The sequence below is a fragment of the Bacillus sp. N6 genome, assembly GCF_052805735.1.
The window spans coordinates 2,490,259-2,508,958 of the sequence record NZ_CM127843.1; the positions used below are offsets into that span (position 1 = coordinate 2,490,259).

Genomic DNA, 18,700 nt, shown 5'->3' on the forward strand with positions numbered 1-18,700 from the left:
CACTATGTTTCAAAAAATATTAATTGCGAATCGCGGGGAAATTGCTGTTCGTATTATGAAAACTTGTCAAAAACTTGGCATACGCACTGTTGCTATTTATTCTGAAGCAGATGAAAATGCCCTTCATGTGAAGATGGCAAATGAAGCTTACTTAGTAGGTGGACCGCGTGTTCAAGAAAGTTATTTAAACCTTGAAAAAATTATTGAAATAGCTAAGAAGACAAATGCAGAAGCGATTCATCCGGGTTATGGTTTATTATCAGAGAATCCGTCTTTTCCGGTTCGTTGCAAAGAAGAAGGAATCGTATTTATCGGTCCTTCAGAAGAAATCATTACGAAGATGGGAAGTAAAATCGAATCACGTATCGCAATGCAAGCAGCAGATGTCCCAGTAGTCCCAGGTATTACTACAAATATTGAAACTGCTGAAGAAGCAATTGAAATTGCAAAACAAATTGGTTATCCCTTAATGCTTAAGGCATCCGCAGGCGGCGGAGGCATTGGTATGCAGTTGATGGAAACTGAGCAAACGCTCACCAAAGCGTTTGAAAGTAATAAAACAAGAGCGCAAAACTTCTTTGGTAACGGAGAAATGTATTTAGAGCGATATATAGCAGATGCGCATCATATTGAAATTCAGCTTTTAGCAGATACACATGGTAACACAGTGTATTTATGGGAGCGTGAATGTTCGGTACAGCGCCGAAATCAAAAAGTAATCGAAGAAGCACCTTCACCATTTTTAGATGAAGGTACACGAAAGGCGATGGGAGAAGTTGCTGTACAAGCTGCCAAAGCACTTGGCTATACAAATGCAGGTACAGTTGAGTTTCTTGTAGATAATCAGAAGAACTTCTATTTCTTAGAGATGAATACGAGATTACAAGTAGAGCATCCAGTGACAGAAGAAATTACGGGATTAGACCTTGTAGAACAGCAACTCCTTATCGCAAGTGGAGAGAAACTATCATTTACTCAGGATGATGTAAAACGTAGTGGTCATGCCATTGAAGCTCGTATTTATGCAGAGGATCCGAAAACATTCTTCCCATCACCTGGGAAAATTACAGATTTAACATTACCGTCAAATGTACGGATTGATCACTTCTTAGAAAATCATGTAACGATTACACCTTTCTATGATCCAATGATTGCGAAAGTCATTGCACATGGCGAGACTCGTGAAGAAGCAATTTCGAAATTACATGATGCTCTAGAAGAATTAAAAGTAGAAGGTATTAAAACGAACACGCCAATGCTACTGCAAGTTTTGGAAGACGAAGTGTTCAAAGAGGGTATTTATACAACGGGTTTTGTAACGAAACAACTCGTTAAAAAATAAGATTTAACAATATTAAGGGGGAAAAAATGATGACGAAAGTATACGCATCGATGGCAGGAAACGTTTGGAAGATTGTTGTAGGAGTAGGAGATACAGTAGAGGAAGAGCAGGATGTCGTCATTTTGGAATCTATGAAAATGGAAATTCCAATCATTTCAGAAGAAGCTGGCACAGTTATGAAAATTAATGTGCAAGAAGGCGATTTTGTAAATGAAGGAGATGTATTATTAGAAATTGAATAGGGAGATATAGGGGGAAGCGAATTGAAACTACCTAATTTTGCTGTTATTAAAGAAGTCGGGCCACGTGATGGCTTACAAAATGAAAAAAAGATTGTTGGCACAAAAGATAAAGTAAAATGGATTCAACTACTTACAGAAGCAGGATTGTCGTATGTTGAAGTTTCCTCATTCGTTCACCCAAAATGGGTCCCTGCATTAGCAGATGCAAATGATGTATTTTCTGAGCTGAAAAGGGATCCAAATGTTACATATGCTGCGCTTGTTCCGAATCAAAATGGTTTGGAACGAGCTTTTTTGCAAAATGTAGATGAGGTGAATGTTTTTTTATCAGCAAGTGAATCTCATAATAAAAGTAATATTAATAAATCGATTAAAGAAGCATTAGTTGTAATTGAAGATATAACAAAACAGGCATTATTCGAAGGGAAAAAGGTAAGAGGCTATGTTTCTACTGTATTTGGATGTCCTTATGAAGGGGATATAAGTGTTACAGCAGTTGACGAATTATGTAATCAACTATTTTCATACGGCATTTATGAAGTTTCTCTTGGGGATACAATCGGTGTAGCGAATCCATTACAAGTAGAACAAGTATTAGAATATCTATTAAAGAAGTATGATGCTTCGCAGTTTGCAATGCATTTTCATAATACGTATGGAATGGCTCTAGCGAATGTAGTTAAATCATTAGAATACGGTATTACAACGTTTGATAGTTCTTGTGGTGGACTCGGGGGCTGCCCTTATGCACCAGGAGCATCAGGTAATGTTGCTACTGATGACCTAGTACATATGCTCCATAAGTTAGGAGTCCAAACGAATATTGATGAAGAGAAGTTATTGAGAGCAAGTCAATTTATTCAAAGTAAATTAAATATCCAATTACCGAGTCATGTGTATAGAGCGCTTCAACATAAAACGATAAGTAGGTGAGAAGATGCTACAATTACAAAACATTTCAGTTGATTATGTAACACCTCACGTTGTAAAGATTTCGTTATATCGTGAAAGACAAGCAAACTCATTATCTTTAGCATTATTAGATGAATTACAAACTATATTAACTCAAATAAGTGAAGATTCAAACGTGCGTGTAGTTATTTTGACTGGTGCTGGTGAAAAAGCATTTTGTGCTGGTGCAGATTTAAAAGAGCGTGCCGATATGAATGAAGAACAAGTTCGCCATGCTGTTAGTATGATTCGCACTACTATGGAGATGGTTGAACAATTACCACAGCCAGTTATTGCTGCTATAAATGGAATCGCACTTGGTGGTGGTACGGAATTAAGTTTAGCTTGTGATTTTAGAATTGCTGCTGAATCTGCAAGTCTTGGTCTTACTGAAACGACACTTGCAATTATACCAGGAGCGGGTGGTACACAGCGCTTACCGAGATTAATTGGTGTTGGTAGAGCGAAAGAATTAATTTATACAGGTAGACGTATTTCAGCGCAAGAAGCAAAAGAATATGGTTTAGTAGAATTTGTTGTACCAGCTAATTTACTTGAAGAGAAAGCGATTGAAATAGCAGAGAAAATTGCTAGTAATGGACCTATTGCTGTTCGATTAGCAAAAGAAGCGATTTCAAACGGTATTCAAGTTGATTTACATACCGGATTACAAATGGAAAAACAAGCGTATGAAGGTGTAATCCATACGAAAGATAGATTAGAAGGATTACAAGCATTCAAGGAAAAACGCACACCAACGTATAAGGGGGAGTAAATATGTTAGATCAAAAACAACAATCGAATACATTTGAAGAACGAGTTGAAACGATTAAACAAGGCGGCGCACCAAAATATCATGAACAAAATAAAGCAAAAGGAAAATTATTTGTTCGAGATCGTTTAGCGCTTCTATTTGATAATGGCGAATATGTAGAAGATGCATTATTTGCTAACTGTGAACAAACAGGCTTACCTGCGGACGGCGTTGTAACGGCAACGGGTAAAATACATGGTCGTACTGCGTGTGTAATGGCCAATGATTCTACTGTAAAAGCTGGATCGTGGGGATCACGCACAGTTGAAAAGATTTTACGTATTCAAGAAACAGCTGAAAAACTACGTGTTCCGTTATTTTATTTAGTCGACTCTGCTGGAGCACGTATTACAGATCAAGTAGAAATGTTCCCAGGGCGCCGTGGTGCAGGGAGAATCTTCTATAATCAAGTGAAATTATCAGGTAAAGTTCCTCAAGTATGCTTATTATTTGGACCTTCTGCAGCTGGTGGTGCCTATATTCCAGCCTTTTGCGACGTTGTAATGATGGTAGAAGGAAATGCATCTATGTATTTAGGATCTCCTCGTATGGCTGAGATGGTTATCGGTGAGAAGGTAACTTTAGAAGAGATGGGCGGAGCTCGTATGCATTGCTCTGTATCAGGATGCGGAGATGTTTTATGTAAGACAGAAGAAGATGCGATTACACAAGCAAGACAATACATTTCATATTTTCCAAATAACTACTTAGAAAAGACTCCATTGGTTACACCTCAAGAACCGAAACAATTCGATAAAACGTTAGAACAAATCATTCCAGAAAATCAAAATGCTCCTTTCAATATGAAAGATCTCATTAATAGAGTTATTGATGAAGGTTCATTCTATGAAGTAAAAAAATTATTTGCTCAAGAGCTAATTACAGGCTTAGCACGTATTGATGGTAAGCCAGTTGGTATTATTGCAAATCAGCCGCGTATGAAGGGCGGCGTATTATTCCATGATTCAGCTGATAAAGCTGCTAAGTTTATTAATTTATGCGACGCATATCATATTCCATTATTATTCCTTGCGGATGTACCAGGATTTATGATCGGTACAAAAGTAGAGCGTGCTGGTATTATTCGCCACGGTGCAAAAATGATTTCTGCAATGAGTGAAGCAACTGTACCGAAGATTTCTATCGTTGTTCGTAAAGCATATGGTGCTGGTTTATATGCGATGGCAGGTCCAGCATTTGAACCAGATTGCTGCCTGGCATTACCGACAGCCTCTATTGCGGTAATGGGTCCAGAAGCTGCGGTCAATGCTGTATATGCAAATAAAATTGCAGCTTTACCAGAAGAAGAGCGTGCTAGCTTTATTGCTGAAAAACGTGAAGAGTATAAGAAAGATATTGATATATACCACTTAGCATCAGAGATGGTGATTGATGGTATTGTTCATCCAAACAATTTACGTGAAGAGTTAAAAGGACGTTTCGAAATGTATATGAGTAAATATCAAGTATTCACGGATCGTAAACATCCTGTATATCCAGTTTAAAAGCCCTATTTAGGGCTTTCTTGCTCAAAAAGTTAAGGAGGGGAAAATATTGAAACAAGCAGTTTGGTTTCCAACAGAAGAGTACAAGGAAAAAACACGTTTATATAGTTGGATGAAATCATTGGGATATGAAGACTATGAAACTTTTTATAATAAATCTATTGAGGAAACAGCTTGGCTTTGGGGAGAGGCAGAAAAAGCAGTTGGCTATCAATGGATGAAACCTTATACAGAAGTGTTAGATTTAGAAAATGGTACACCGTTTGCACAGTGGTATAATGGCGGAACATGTAACGTTGTAGAATCAGCTTTATCCCGCTGGCTTGCGGATGAAGAGACAAGAATACAGCCAGCACTTCAGTACGAAGGAGAAAATGGAACTTCAAAATCATTTACATATGAAGAGCTTGATAACTGGGTAAGCCGTGTTGCCAATGGTTTGAAACACGCGGGTATTGAAAAAGGTGACCGTGTAACAATTTATATGCCGATGATTCCAGAAACAGTTGTTGCGATGCTAGCTGTAATGAAAATTGGAGCAATTATTTCACCAATATTCTCAGGCTTTGCGTCTGATGCAGTTATGACACGTGTGCAAGCGGCGGGTTCAAAAATGATTATTACTGCAGATGGATTTTCACGCCGTGGTAAAATTGTTTCTTTAAAAGATGAAGTAGATAAAGCTTGTGAACATTGCCCAACTGTTGAAAAAGTTGTTATCGTTCGTCATGCAGGAAATGATTTTACACCACATAACTATGACTTTTCGTGGAGTACGCTAGAAAAAGAAAAACCATTCATACATGCCGAGGAAATGCAAAGTGATGATCCATTAATGCTCATTTATACATCAGGAACGACTGGTAAGCCGAAAGGAACAGTACACACGCATGCAGGATTTCCTTTGAAAGCAGCTTTTGATGCAGGATTTGGAATGAATATTAAACAAGGTGATCGTGTATTATGGGTAACTGATATGGGCTGGATGATGGGGCCGTTTCTATTATTCGGTTCACTCATTAATGGAGCAACGATGGTTATGTACGAAGGTGTTCCAGACTTCCCAGAAGCAGACCGGTTATGGGAGACAGTTGATAAATATGAAATTACTCATCTAGGTATTTCACCAACGTTAATCCGAGCATTAATGGCAAAAGGTGATGAGTATGTCAATAAACATTCTTTAAAGAGTTTGGAAGTATTCGCATCAACAGGAGAACCTTGGAATCCTGATCCATGGATGTGGCTGTTTGAAACAGTTGGAAAAGGAAATGTTCCAATCTGTAACTACTCAGGTGGAACTGAAATCTCTGGTGGGATTTTCGGTAATGTTCTTATTAAACCAATCGCACCAATTAGTTTTAACGCATCTTTACCAGGAATGGCAGCTGTCGTGCTGGATGATCAAGGTAAACCAATTCGAGATGAAGTCGGAGAATTATGCTTAGAGAAACCTTGGGTAGGTATGACGAAAAGCTTCTGGGAAGATGATGAACGTTACGTGAACACATATTGGTCGCGTTTTGAAAATAAATGGGTCCACGGTGACTGGGTTATTTACGATGGTGAACAATATATCATCACAGGGCGTTCAGACGATACGTTAAATATTGCAGGTAAACGTATTGGACCTGCTGAATATGAATCTATTCTTGTGAAACATAATGATGTAATCGAAGCTGCTGCAATTGGTGTACCTGACGAAGTAAAAGGTGAAGTTTGTCATTGTTTTGTAGTGTTAAGAGATTATGTAACATTCACAGGAGAATTAAAGAAAGAATTAATGAGTTTAGTAAACTCTCATATTGGAAAAGCGTTGTGTCCTAAAGACATCCACGTTGTAGAAGATTTACCGAAAACACGTAATTCTAAAGTGATGCGCCGTGTTATTAAAGCAGCTTACTTAGGAAAAGAATTAGGTGATTTATCATCGCTTGTAAATCCTGAAGTAGTTCCGTTTATTCAGGGGTTACAGTCTAGTAAATTATAAAGTTAGCAAGGAGTTCTATATAAATAGAGCTCCTTTTTTATGTTTATAAAAAGAGAAGAAGTGAAGTTGATGAAGAAGAAAAATTTTACTATTAGTGTTAGGTATGTCTGTTTTATAATTTTTATTAAAATACGATACTGTGGCATCTTTATTCATTAGAGTAATTAAATTTTGTTAAGGATGAAATTCAATAAAAGCGTTATTTTAATAGATTGTTACAAAATTTAATTTGAAAGGCACATCCAAATGATAAAAAAAGAGCACTATAAATTGAACTGCACCCCAATTGTTAGACACAGTCTAACAATTGGGGGTGCAGTTTTTCTATGGCTAAATTTACATCTGATGAAAAAATACAAATCGTTCTACGTTATTTGAACGGAAATGAAAGTTATCGAGAAATAGGTAGATCGCTCGGTATAAATGACACAATCATTTTGAATTGGGTAAACCAATATAAACAGAATGGTCTGGAAGCTTTTCTAAAACGATATGTCCTTATTTGAGACGGCAGCTATCTTTAATATTCCTGCCCCTTCAACGATTTCTGTTTGGGAAAAACAGCTTGAAACACAAGGAATTGATGCCCTTCAATCTAAGAAAAAGGGGCGTCCATCCATGAAAAAAGATTCAAATAAACAATTAAAACAACCTTTAGCTGAAGGGTCAGTCGAAGCACTTGAAGCACGCATTAAACAGCTTGAGATGGAAAATGAGTACTTAAAAAAGTTAAATGCCTTAGTTCAAAACAAGGAAAAATCACAAAACAAGACAAAGCGCAAGTAGTCTACGAATTAAGGCATAAATATTCGGTGAAGGCACTCGTGGAGCTAGCTACTATTCCTCGAAGCACGTATTATGATTTAGTAAAGAAAATGAATCGTCCAGATGTAGATGCCGATTTGAAAGCTGAGATTAAAGCGATTTATGAGGAAAATGAAGGTCGTTATGGTTACCGTCGCATTCGTGATGAATTAACGAATCGTGGCCAGAAAGTGAACCACAAGAAGGTTCAGCGCATTATGAAAGAGCTTGGGTTAAAGTGTGTTGTGCGTATGAAGAAATATAAATCCTATAAAGGAACAGTCGGTAGAATTGCACCTAATATTTTAGAGCGTAATTTTCATACAGATGCACCGAATCAAAAGTGGGTAACAGACATCACAGAGTTTAAATTGTTTGGAGAAAAACTGTATGTATCACCTGTATTAGATTTGTATAATGGTGAAATTATTACCTATACAATTGGTTCTAGACCGACGTATTCGCTTGTTTCAGGCATGTTAGAGAAAGCATTGGAACGTTTACCTGAAACCCACCAGCTACTGATACATTCGGATCAAGGATGGCATTATCAAATGAGACAGTACGTCCGTACACTTGAATCAAGAGCTATCGTCCAGAGTATGTCTCGAAAAGGCAACTGTTACGACAACGCAGTAATAGAAAATTTCTTTGGGATTATGAAGTCGGAGTTCCTCTACATAAAAGAATTTGAAAATGTAGAGCACTTTAAAATAGAATTAGAAAAATATATAGATTATTATAATACGAAACGGATTAAGGCAAAATTAAAAATGAGCCCGGTACAATACCGGACTCATTTTTATCAAGCTGCCTAATGAAATAACCGTGTCTAACTTTTAGGGGTCACTTCATACTCAGTCAGCTTTTTATATATTACATTCTAGTATTTATCCCGCTATTTGCCGGGCAGTAAGGCCCCCACCTCAAAATTCAACGAAAGTAAGGAAGTAGGTGTGGGATCAACTATCCGTAAAAGCCCGAGTGGTTCCAAAAGACATATTCTTTCCTTTCAGTTGACATCGAAAATATTACCAATTTTTCCTTTTACAATGGCAACAAATAAAGAAACAATTACAGCGACACTTATTTCGTTTAGAACACCAATCATCATCACGATGACACTTTTCTTTAGATTTCCACCAATCATCATCACGATGACACTTTTCTTTAGATTTCCACCAGTCATCATCACGATGACACTTTTCTTTAGATTTCCACCAATCATCACAACAATGCTTTTTCTGAGAACTCCAGCAATCATTTTTCCAAGACATTCATTTCTACCTCCTTTTAATAGTGTTCATATTATTCTATGTTTTAATAAAAAAATGGCTTGTTTATTAACCTACTATTTTCCTTTTATATGATAGAGTATTTTCTACTAGATATAGAGTTCATACAAACAATGCTAATTTTTAAGAGATAATAGACAGAACTACTAGTTATGGTATTTTTCCATGAACATTTGTTAAAGAAAACATTCTGATTATAAATAATATCTTATTTTGGAGTACACTTCTCTGAATGTATATTTCACAATAGCGAAGGAAAAACGGGTGCGTCTTTCGGGGGGAGGGGGGCCTATTAAAAGAAAAAAGATTTGTTTTAGAAAGTGGATCTAAACATTAAATACAGCAGAATCCACCTCTCCTCATTAAACAACATATTAATTATGAGAGGTCTGTTTTTATAATTAATAATGAAAAGAGTGTTTAGTACAAGTGTTTGTTTTTTTCTTTCTATGTTTTTGCCTCGTACCCTTTTAAGCAAGTGGACATACTTTATTAATAGAAAGGATTAGGGGGTGAGGTTTTGGGGTCTCGATTTAATAATTGTAAAAAGAAGTGTAGATGTAAACAGGATGATTGTTGGGATGCTTTCGAAGAGTGTAAAAAAGAACATGAAGAACAAAATAAAAAATGCGATTGTTGCTGTGTTCAAGGAATTAGAGACGAACTTAAAAAATTAGTACACAGTGCAGTGCGCATTACTACAACAGGAAATAATTTTGAAGGAACTGTTTCTTCAGTAACTTGTGATGTTGTAAGGCTTGCTAATAGTGCTGGCGTAGTTACGGTAATTATATCTGTATGTAAAATTGAAGCTATTGAACTATTGTTGACATAGGAAAAAAGCATAATTATGTTTTTTTATAAAGCCATTCACATGAATGGCTTTATTTTAATTTCATATAAAAGGAGAATATATTCTTTATATAGAAATAAGTTTGAGGCTATAAAGAGTGATGTACGAAAGGAGCATGGAAATGATCAAACTAGAAATCTTTAAAAAATCTGATTTTAAACAATTAATAAGCTGGATTAATTCCGAAGAATTTCTAATACAATGGTCAGGAAATGCCTTCACATTTCCTTTAGACGAACAGCAATTAGAGAAGTATATAGAAAGTGCAAATACACTCGCTTTCAAAGTGGTAGATGAAGAGACTTCAGACGTTATTGGTCATATTTCGCTTGGGCAAATAGATAATATTAATAAGTCCGCTAGAATTGGAAAAGTATTAGTTGGTAATACAAAGATGAGAGGACGTTCTATAGGAAAACATATGATGAAAGCAGTACTTCATATTGCTTTTGACGAATTAAAACTACATAGAGTAACTCTTGGTGTGTATGATTTTAATACATCGGCCATTTCATGTTACGAAAAAATAGGGTTTGTAAAAGAAGGCTTATTAAGAGAGTCAAAAAGAGTAGGAGAAACGTATTGGAATTTATGGGAAATGAGTATGTTAGAATATGAATGGAAAAATCAGTATTGGTAGTGTTTTATAATTATATTATGTTAATAAAAGGGGTTTGGTGGGAAGAATGGATAATAAAACAAAAATAATTTCAATTGCAGCCGTTTCAGGGGGCGGTAAAACTACAATTACAGAAAGATTAACGCATGAGTTGAAAAACTCGAAAGCCCTATATTTTGATAGTTATACATTTGATAACTGTCCCGCTGATATTTGTAAATGGATTGATGATGGGGCGAATTATGACGAGTGGGTATTAAGACCGTTAATTCATGATATTGAGCAACTTATACAAAATAATAGTTTAGACTATATTATTGTAGATTATCCTTTTGCATACTTAAATAGTGAGATGCGAAAATTCATTGATGTAACTATATTTATTGATACGCCTTTAGATATTGCGATGGCTAGAAGGATATTGCGAGATTTTAAGGAAGGTACAATAGATGAAATACATAATGACTTGGAACATTACATGACATATGCGAGAAAAGCTTATTTGGAGGCAATTCATACTGTTAAGCCGAATTCAGATATCGTATTGGAGGGTTCTTTATCTGTAAATGAAATAATTAATCACGCTGTAGAGGAACTTGGCCGAAGAGAAGTGATTGTCAATGGTTAAATGTATAGAGGAATATATACAAGTTACTGATTTTAAAATGTATACGAAAATACTCCAAGGAAAGAAGCAGCAGCCTGTTATTATATTGGAATCAGGCTATGGCGATTATTCGAAGGCATGGAATCAAATTGCTGAAGGACTGACGGAATATGGTACGGTACTTACATACGATCGGGCTGGATTAGGCAAAAGCGGGAAGAGTTCCAAGAAACGTATTAGTTCTGAAATGGTAAAAGATTTGAGAACATGCTTAAATCTTTTACAACTGAAGCCACCTTATATTTTTGTAGGACATTCTTTTGGTGGTATAAATGCACGTTTATTTACGGATTTTTATCCTGAAGATATGTTGGGAATGGTTTTGGTTGATTCTACACCAGTAAATTATAAAGAAGCATTTTTGCAAATCATGTCTCCAGAATTTCAAGAAGCTTACTATAAACAATTTGTACATGAAAGTTCTTATGAAGAGTTTATGTTTAGTCTGGGTGAAGCAGATAAATATTGTCAGTCAACGAGAAATATTCCACTCGTCGTGTTAGCAGCTGGTAAAAAAGCTTTTTATTCGCAAGATGCACAAATAAAATGGTTACAATTGCAAGAAGAATTATTACGATTATCAAACAAAAATAAACTAATAATTGCAGAACAAAGTGGTCATTATATTCAAAAAGATGAACCACATTATATAACAGATGCTGTTAGGTGGATAATTGGAGTAGGGGAGAGATAAATGTGTACACATTATTTCAATATAATTGGCAAGTAAGAGAAGATTGGTTTAAGTGGTGTGAACAACTTTCAGAGGAAGATTTACTTTGCAAACGTGTTGGTGGTGTTGGGGGTATTTTAGAAACATTATTTCATATTGTAGATGTAGAGTATAGTTGGATTAGTGCTCTTCAAGGAGAAGATGATAGAGAACCGCAATTTAAAGATTATCAATCGATTCAAAAAGTGAAAGCGTTATCTGATTTATATAAACGAGAATTAAAAGCTTTTTTGCAGTTGTGGTCATCTAGTCTAGAATGTAAGATGTTTAATGCTTCGTGGACAGATAAAACATATACATACGGTGAAGTTTTAAGACATGTAATCGTACATGAAATCCATCATATTGGTCAGCTATCTATATGGGCGAGGGAGTTAAACTTGCAACCAGTTTCAGCAAATTTGATTGGAAGAGGATTATAGAATTAGAAACCGACTTGCATCTTAAACGCAAGTCGGTTTTTATATATAAGAAGATTTCTTAATTGAAATCCTCGGATTTTTTCTGACGTATATGTAAAAACATTAAGGTGGTAATGATTAAGAAAATCATTATAGTTTGTATAATTAAGTTTTTAAACTGAAGCAATATTGTCCAAGATGTAAGGGTGTCTTTAAAAGCTTGGAGTGCAGAGTACGAGGAAGGATCAAAACCATACTGTAGCAACTTTTTTGTTTCAATAAATGAGATGTTTTCTTCATCTGCATCTAATATTACTGAAATTAGTCTAGTATCTCCTAGTTCTGCTGTACTGACAAAACTATAATTACCGTTAGTTGAAAAACTAGTTTGTAAGCCATCAACACCTTGAAGTTTAATGTTTTCATTAAGGGAATATATCATTTTATTCGTATTGAAAACCTGGGAATCTTTGAAGGTAAATTGGTAAGAGGTTAGTTTCGTAATATTCAATACATCTGGAAAATCTTTTACTAATCGTGCAGCTAGTTTAGCTGCGTCTATTGCTGTTGTAGTTGATTGTTTATTTGTATCATGATTAATTCCAGTAGAGTTTAGAAATGGAGATGGTTGTAATAACTGTAGTTCTTTTGCTTTTTTATTCATTAATATTGTAAAGTTATCTTCATTTCCAGCAATGTGTTCTGCTAGAGCGAGTGCAGAACGATTATTCCCTGCCAGTAGCAATGCATGAAGTAAATCACGAACCGTTGTTTTATCATTCGATGTTACTTGTATAGGGCTTGTCTCTACTCGGAAAACTTCGTTACTTATTTGTACGAAGTCATCTAACTGTATCTTTCTATCATTTAGTTGCTCCAATACGATATATTCTGTCATTAATTTAGATAAAGTAGCTGATTGTACTGGAGTTTCTTCATTTTTTTTATAAACAATTTCACCCGAATTAGCATTTATTAAAATAGCTGATTTAGCTTGAATAATCGGACCATTTACATAAAGGTAAAAATATAAAACGATAAGTGCAGTAATGAAAAAAGATAATAATAAAATAGCGAATTTTTTTAAGAATTGCATAAGCGATCCTCCTATTATGACATCAATAATAGTATTGTAAAAAGGAATGCTTAATTAGGAAGAAAGAAAAGGTAAAGAATTTCTAAAGAATTATAAAGGATTATTAAATTTAGGGAAATAATAGAAAAAGTTCAATTTCTTATATGATAAGAAATTGAACTTTTTATTTGTAATATTAACATTTGTATGGAAGTAGTTTTACGGTGAATGTTGTTTTTTCGTCATCACTATATACTTCAATTGTTCCTTTATGCAACTCGACTATACTTTTTGCAATTGCTAATCCAAGTCCAGATCCACCAGTGTTTGTAGAGCGTGATTTCTCAACGCGATAAAAACGTTCAAAAATATGAGGTAAATCCGTACTAGGAATAGGTTGTCCGTAATTTGTTATATCAATTGTAATCATATTATTGCTTTCATAAGCAGTAAGGTCAATATAGCGACCTTCGCGTCCATAAGCGATAGCGTTTATAATAAGATTTTCAAACACACGCACTAATTTGTCACCATCAGCTAATACCATGAGCTTTTGAGACGGGAAAGAAGGCCGACATTCTATATTAGCTTCTTGAACCTGTATGCGGAATTGAACAGTTAATTGTCCAAGTAACTCTACAATATCAATAGGGACAGAATACAAGCTTAATTCTTTATTTTGAACACGTGTATATTCGAACAAGTCATTCATTAATGCATTAAGACGAGTTACTTTATCGTAAATGACTTGAATATAGTATCGCAATTCCACTTCATCTCTATAATTATCATGATGGATTAAATTTACGTATCCAACTATAGAAGTAAGAGGAGTGCGTAAGTCATGTGATACATTTGTAATAAGTTCACTTTTTGCTTGTTCCGCTTGTCTTTCTTCATCAATTGAGACTTTTAATTGTTCAACAATTTCATTGACCCCAATTGCTAACTCTTCCAGATAGTTATGATTTACAATAGAAACTTTATGATTGAAGTTTCCATTTGCAATGTAACGAATTTCTTCTATCATTTTTTTAATACAAGTTTCATAGTAAAGTTTTCTCTCGTGACGATAAAAAATGTAAAGATAGGATGAAAAAATAGAAAATAAAAACAAATAAGAAACAATCATCATCCATAAAGACTCTTTAATCCCTTTATACTTTTCATAACCAAAAATTCGAATGAATTCTTTACCAAGTTCGGTTAGAGTAAGTGAACTCTCAATTACACTCGTAACGAGGCGATAAATAATTAATTCAGTAATAGGAGTGAGTGTGATAGCTAATAAGAGCCAAAAAATAAGTTTCCATTTAGGAATATCTTTTAATATATCAAATGCTTCATTTCTCAATTTTATAGCCAACTCCCCAAACAGTATGAATCAATTTTTCTCCATTCATTACTGTTTCAAGTTTATCCCGTAAGTTGCTAATATGGACCATTACCGTCTTATTTGAACCATAACCATCTTCATTCCAAACGCGTTCGAAAATTTCTTCTGAACTAAATACTCTTCCTGTATTACTCGCAAGTAAATATAAAATATCGAATTCAATAGAAGTGAGTTTAATATACTCTCCATTTACTTTAACAGTATGATTATGTTTGTGTATTTCAACAGAGCGAATACGAATAATACCATCTTCATTCTTTTGCGAAGTAGCATTTTGGAAAGAGGATCTTCGTAATAAAGCTTTTACTCTAGCTACTAATTCTAATGGATTGAATGGTTTGATCATATAATCATCGGCACCTGTCATAAGACCTAATATTTTATCCATATCTTCTGCTTTTGCACTAAGCATTAGAATTGGTACAGTATTATTTTCACGTACTTCCTGACAAACTTCTAATCCGTTTCGTTTTGGCATCATAATATCCAAAATCATAAGGTCAACTTCATATGTAGAAACCTTTTGCAATGCTTCATCGCCATCATAAGCTTTATAAATGTTATAGCCTTCATTTCGCAAATAAACAGCAAGTAATTCAACAATCTCTTTATCATCATCAATAATTAATATATTTTTATTCATTGTGTAGTTCCTTTCCTTACAAATCATCAACATTACTATAATATCAAACATTTATGTACTTGTAGCGATGATTCTGTATAAAATTTCATGTAACGTATTAAAAAGGAGTAAAAAGATTAATAACGAATATAAAATAACAAGGATATTTAGATTCCACATTATACTGAAAGTTAGTTATAAGGGGGATTTTCTATGCTATATAATGATATATATTCATTTACTCCAACTGGAAAAATAGAAAATGATATTAAAGATTTTCTACTAAAATATAATAAAGAGTTTACATATAAACATTCAATGCGTTTGGCAAATGAGGCAAAAAAGATTGCGGAAAAGTTTCACGTAGATAAAGAAAAAGCAGCAATTGCAGGATATTTACATGATATTAGTGGCATTTTTCCGAATGAGGAGCGGATTGCAGTTGCTGAAGAATTTGGGGTAGAAATAGTGGAAGCAGAAAGAAAATTTCCTATGATTATTCATCAAAAATTATCGAGAGTAATCGCAAAAGAAATATTTAAAGTAGAAGATGAAGAAATTTTAAATGCAATTTGTTGCCATACAACGTTGCGTAAACATGCAACGAAAATGGATTTAGTATTATTTGTTGCAGATAAAATAGAATGGGATCAAAAAGGGACACCACCATATTTAATAGAAATAAAAAAAGGATTGGAAAAATCTTTGGAAAAAGCAGCTTTTGTATATATTTCATATTTGTGGGAAAGGAAAGATACATTGAAAGTTATACACCCGTGGCTAGAAGAAGCATATTGGGATTTAAAAAGAATTGTACAGTAGAAAGGACAAGGAAATACAATTAAAAGAATATATGAATCAAGCATTTCCAGGAGTTACATTAGGACCCTACTTATTATCTCAGTGGGAAAATCATTTACATTTTGATTTCGGAAAAGATAAATATCAAATTGTAGAAGGAACCGACGATTTAAATATGGAATACTTTTCTCAACTATATACATATAATAAATTCTTATTTGAAGACATATTTTCAAAAGAAGATGTAGTGTTTGTAGTGACAAATGTTTATAGATTTAAAAAGGAAAACATAAAAACTCCACAGAAAATAAATGTATACAATAAATATATTAAGAAAAGAGATTTAAGATTTCATATAAGACAAGAAACGTTACCGTTTCTATTTGAAGATGAAGAAGCAGATTTATCCCGCATTAACGGGCAGTAAGACCCTCACCTCAAAATTCAGCGAAAGCAAAGAAGGTAGGTGGGAATCAACTGCCCCTAAAAGCCCGATTGGTTCAACTAATAATCAGTGGGGATGAACAAAACCCCCACTGATTAAAGTTTCACTTTATATTGTACATATCAATTTTCTTTAAAATGTCTCGTAGAAGATATTAAGTATGAATCGCTTATACAAGCTGCTAATCATGAGGATTTCTCTGCTCTGTATCCTCGATTTGGACGAAAAAAAGAAATTTCTTATCCAGATGTATTTCTCATAAATGTAACGAAAGATATTGTCATGTTTATGTATGATGATAGAGGATGTGAAGTAATTGCGAAGAATAAAGAAATAATACGAGATTTATATGAGAAATATAAAGAACGGATTCTAGATTATGAACGAGAAAGTATAGATAACATATTTAAATGACAATAGGGGAAGTGAAGCGTGTAATGAAACGTATTGCAATTGTATCTGCATGGGAACCAGAACTGGCGTATTTGCATCAACATTATCCGAGTGAACGTGTTGAAAAAAGAGCAGCTTGGGAATTTCATTTTCATACTATTAATGAGCTGGAAATTATATCAGTTGTTACTGGTGTCGGTAAAGTAAGCTGCGCTAGTTGTGTACAATTGTTAATTAGTGAGTTTCAGCCAGATGAGTTGTTTATGACAGGAATATGCGGAAGTTTATCAAACAAGGTGAAAAACGGTCATATTGTAGTGGCACTAAACGCAATACAACACGATGTTACTGCTGCTGGTTCAGGGGAAGATGTTTTTAATTTATATAACGGTAGAACAGCACCTATTGAAATAACAAAATCACTTGTAAGAAGAATAAAAAAAATACGATCGTATGATCCGATACATTTCGGCACATTTTTATCAGGAGATCAACGTATTCGTAGTTCGGAAATGAGATATTTACTCCATACCGTATATGGAGCATTGGCAGTTGATCAAGAAGTAGCAGCTTTCGCCTATGTGTGTCAAATAAATAAAAAACCATTTCTATGTTTAAAAGCTGCTTCAGATCAAGCGAATGATAAAACGAAAGAAGAACAAAAAATCTTTAAAATGCTAGCATGCGAAAGAGCATGTGAGCATTTAATTGCTTTTTTACGTGTTTATGAGATTAATGTAGTAAATAATAGATAGTTTGTTATAAAACAAATTAATAGTGGGTTATATGTAAGGCAATGTCCGTTCGTTTCAAATTAAGAGCTGAAATTTATAATAGATGGAATATATTATATGGGTACATGTTGAGGTTAATACAAGCAATTGGAGGGCAATTTTATATGATTCAATATAAAAGGTGTAGTGAAGTGAATATTGATTTAGTATATGAAGCTTTTAAAGATGGATTTTCCGATTATATTATTAAGATGGAGGTTTCAAAAGAGGATTTTATACAACGTTTTTTGGGACCAGAAGGTAATTTGCTAGAACATTCTTTTCTTGCTTTAGACGGTGACAAATCTGTTGGCGTAATACTAGGTGGTATAAAGGATTATGAAAGTATAAAGACTATGCGCTGCGGAACATTAGCGGTTCATCCTAATTATCGCGGTATTGGTGTGAGTCGAAAATTATTTGAACTGCATAAAGAAGAGGCGATTCAACATGGATGTAAGCAACTTTTTCTCGAAGTCATTGTAGGAAACGACCGAGCGATTCATTTTTATAATAAGTTGGGCTATGAAAAAGTGTACGATCTTTCTTATTATAATTTAAATGATTTGACTAAAATAATGAATAAAGATTGTAAGGATATTGAAGTAAAACAATTAGAATTTCCAACTTTTAAAGATGAAATTCAGAAATGGTTAAACTTCCATATAAATTGGCAAAATGATATTGATTATATCGAACAAACAAATAATATATTTTATGGTGCATATGTCGATAATGAGTTAAAAGGCTCTCTATGTGTAAATGAACAAGGTAAAATTAGTTTTATTTTCGTAGACAAAGATTATAGAAATATTGGTGTTGGGATGACATTATTACAAGTAGCAAGAGAAGAATTACATTTATCAAGTTTATCAATTGGGTTTCCTAACAATAATTTACTGGATGGTTTTTTAAAGAAATGTGGATTTGAAAAGAATTCTTTAGCACAATATGAAATGTATTTATTACTCTAAAAGCG

Annotated in this window: 18 protein-coding genes and 3 pseudogenes; 17 read left to right on the top strand and 4 right to left on the bottom strand. The window is 34.2% G+C overall.

What is annotated here, in order from left to right:
* The first annotated feature begins 4 nt into the window (after positions 1-4).
* The 7 genes and pseudogenes from ACUXVC_RS12750 to ACUXVC_RS12780 form a co-directional block, all read left to right on the top strand.
* On the top strand, positions 5-1,342 hold the full coding sequence (locus ACUXVC_RS12750; RefSeq protein ID WP_048558513.1) for an acetyl-CoA carboxylase biotin carboxylase subunit: 1,338 nt from the start codon (positions 5-7) through the stop codon (positions 1,340-1,342).
* A gap of 26 nt (positions 1,343-1,368) precedes the next feature.
* Positions 1,369-1,584 carry an acetyl-CoA carboxylase biotin carboxyl carrier protein subunit gene (locus tag ACUXVC_RS12755; protein ID WP_001987345.1) on the top strand — a complete coding sequence of 72 codons (216 nt, stop codon included), beginning with the start codon at positions 1,369-1,371 and terminating at the stop codon, positions 1,582-1,584.
* 21 nt (positions 1,585-1,605) lie between these two features.
* A complete protein-coding gene (gene mvaB, locus ACUXVC_RS12760; RefSeq protein ID WP_089171048.1) occupies positions 1,606-2,517 on the top strand; it encodes a hydroxymethylglutaryl-CoA lyase in 912 nt (303 codons plus the stop codon).
* A gap of 4 nt (positions 2,518-2,521) precedes the next feature.
* Positions 2,522-3,310, top strand: a complete 789-nt coding sequence (locus ACUXVC_RS12765; RefSeq protein WP_098587937.1) for an enoyl-CoA hydratase — start codon at positions 2,522-2,524, stop codon at positions 3,308-3,310.
* Positions 3,311-3,312: 2 nt separating this feature from the next.
* Positions 3,313-4,854, top strand: a complete 1,542-nt coding sequence (locus tag ACUXVC_RS12770) for an acyl-CoA carboxylase subunit beta (protein ID WP_000886755.1) — start codon at positions 3,313-3,315, stop codon at positions 4,852-4,854.
* A gap of 49 nt (positions 4,855-4,903) precedes the next feature.
* Positions 4,904-6,844, top strand: a complete 1,941-nt coding sequence (locus ACUXVC_RS12775) for an AMP-binding protein (RefSeq protein WP_098127303.1) — start codon at positions 4,904-4,906, stop codon at positions 6,842-6,844.
* A gap of 326 nt (positions 6,845-7,170) precedes the next feature.
* Positions 7,171-8,466 (top strand): annotated as a pseudogene (locus tag ACUXVC_RS12780) (IS3 family transposase); the annotation flags it as partial.
* Positions 8,467-8,660: 194 nt separating this feature from the next.
* Here ACUXVC_RS12780 and ACUXVC_RS12785 read toward each other — a convergent pair.
* Positions 8,661-8,912 (bottom strand): hypothetical protein, encoded by a 252-nt coding sequence (locus ACUXVC_RS12785; RefSeq protein WP_446026114.1) that lies wholly within the window; start codon positions 8,910-8,912, stop codon positions 8,661-8,663.
* Positions 8,913-9,463: 551 nt separating this feature from the next.
* On the opposite strand from ACUXVC_RS12785, the gene exsK reads away from it, so the two are divergent.
* From exsK to ACUXVC_RS12810, 5 genes are all read left to right on the top strand, one after another.
* A complete protein-coding gene (gene exsK / locus ACUXVC_RS12790; protein ID WP_016081557.1) occupies positions 9,464-9,778 on the top strand; it encodes an exosporium protein ExsK in 315 nt (104 codons plus the stop codon).
* A 139-nt stretch (positions 9,779-9,917) separates the two neighbouring features.
* Complete coding sequence (locus ACUXVC_RS12795) at positions 9,918-10,436, top strand: GNAT family N-acetyltransferase (protein WP_446026115.1); 519 nt, start codon at positions 9,918-9,920, stop codon at positions 10,434-10,436.
* A gap of 46 nt (positions 10,437-10,482) precedes the next feature.
* On the top strand, positions 10,483-11,043 hold the full coding sequence (locus ACUXVC_RS12800; protein WP_016081555.1) for an AAA family ATPase: 561 nt from the start codon (positions 10,483-10,485) through the stop codon (positions 11,041-11,043).
* Positions 11,036-11,776 (top strand): alpha/beta fold hydrolase, encoded by a 741-nt coding sequence (locus ACUXVC_RS12805; protein ID WP_029442350.1) that lies wholly within the window; start codon positions 11,036-11,038, stop codon positions 11,774-11,776. Before ACUXVC_RS12800 ends, ACUXVC_RS12805 begins: the two co-directional genes overlap by 8 nt.
* A gap of 2 nt (positions 11,777-11,778) precedes the next feature.
* Positions 11,779-12,237 (top strand): DinB family protein, encoded by a 459-nt coding sequence (locus ACUXVC_RS12810; protein WP_016081554.1) that lies wholly within the window; start codon positions 11,779-11,781, stop codon positions 12,235-12,237.
* A gap of 58 nt (positions 12,238-12,295) precedes the next feature.
* Here the strand turns inward: ACUXVC_RS12810 and ACUXVC_RS12815 are convergent, their stop codons facing one another.
* The 3 genes from ACUXVC_RS12815 to ACUXVC_RS12825 all read right to left on the bottom strand — a co-directional run bounded on the left by ACUXVC_RS12815 (position 12,296) and on the right by ACUXVC_RS12825 (position 15,330).
* On the bottom strand, positions 12,296-13,312 hold the full coding sequence (locus tag ACUXVC_RS12815; protein WP_029442352.1) for a D-alanyl-D-alanine carboxypeptidase family protein: 1,017 nt from the start codon (positions 13,310-13,312) through the stop codon (positions 12,296-12,298).
* A 175-nt stretch (positions 13,313-13,487) separates the two neighbouring features.
* Positions 13,488-14,645 (bottom strand): sensor histidine kinase, encoded by a 1,158-nt coding sequence (locus ACUXVC_RS12820; protein ID WP_095690877.1) that lies wholly within the window; start codon positions 14,643-14,645, stop codon positions 13,488-13,490.
* Positions 14,635-15,330 (bottom strand): response regulator transcription factor, encoded by a 696-nt coding sequence (locus tag ACUXVC_RS12825; RefSeq protein WP_001038809.1) that lies wholly within the window; start codon positions 15,328-15,330, stop codon positions 14,635-14,637. Before ACUXVC_RS12825 ends, ACUXVC_RS12820 begins: the two co-directional genes overlap by 11 nt.
* Positions 15,331-15,522: 192 nt before the next feature.
* On the opposite strand from ACUXVC_RS12825, the gene yqeK reads away from it, so the two are divergent.
* The 5 genes and pseudogenes from yqeK to ACUXVC_RS12850 all read left to right on the top strand — a co-directional run bounded on the left by yqeK (position 15,523) and on the right by ACUXVC_RS12850 (position 18,695).
* Complete coding sequence (gene yqeK, locus ACUXVC_RS12830; protein WP_029442354.1) at positions 15,523-16,131, top strand: bis(5'-nucleosyl)-tetraphosphatase (symmetrical) YqeK; 609 nt, start codon at positions 15,523-15,525, stop codon at positions 16,129-16,131.
* A gap of 13 nt (positions 16,132-16,144) precedes the next feature.
* Positions 16,145-16,513 (top strand): annotated as a pseudogene (locus ACUXVC_RS12835) (DUF3885 domain-containing protein); the annotation flags it as partial.
* A gap of 150 nt (positions 16,514-16,663) precedes the next feature.
* Positions 16,664-16,969: pseudogene (locus ACUXVC_RS12840) on the top strand (DUF3885 domain-containing protein); the annotation flags it as partial.
* A complete protein-coding gene (locus tag ACUXVC_RS12845) occupies positions 16,966-17,703 on the top strand; it encodes a phosphorylase family protein (protein ID WP_141241057.1) in 738 nt (245 codons plus the stop codon). The pseudogene ACUXVC_RS12840 and the gene ACUXVC_RS12845, both read left to right, overlap by 4 nt.
* A 143-nt stretch (positions 17,704-17,846) precedes the next feature.
* The gene (locus tag ACUXVC_RS12850) at positions 17,847-18,695 is read left to right on the top strand and encodes a GNAT family N-acetyltransferase (RefSeq protein WP_016081549.1); all 849 of its coding nucleotides are present in this window, start codon (positions 17,847-17,849) and stop codon (positions 18,693-18,695) included.
* Positions 18,696-18,700 lie beyond the last annotated feature (5 nt).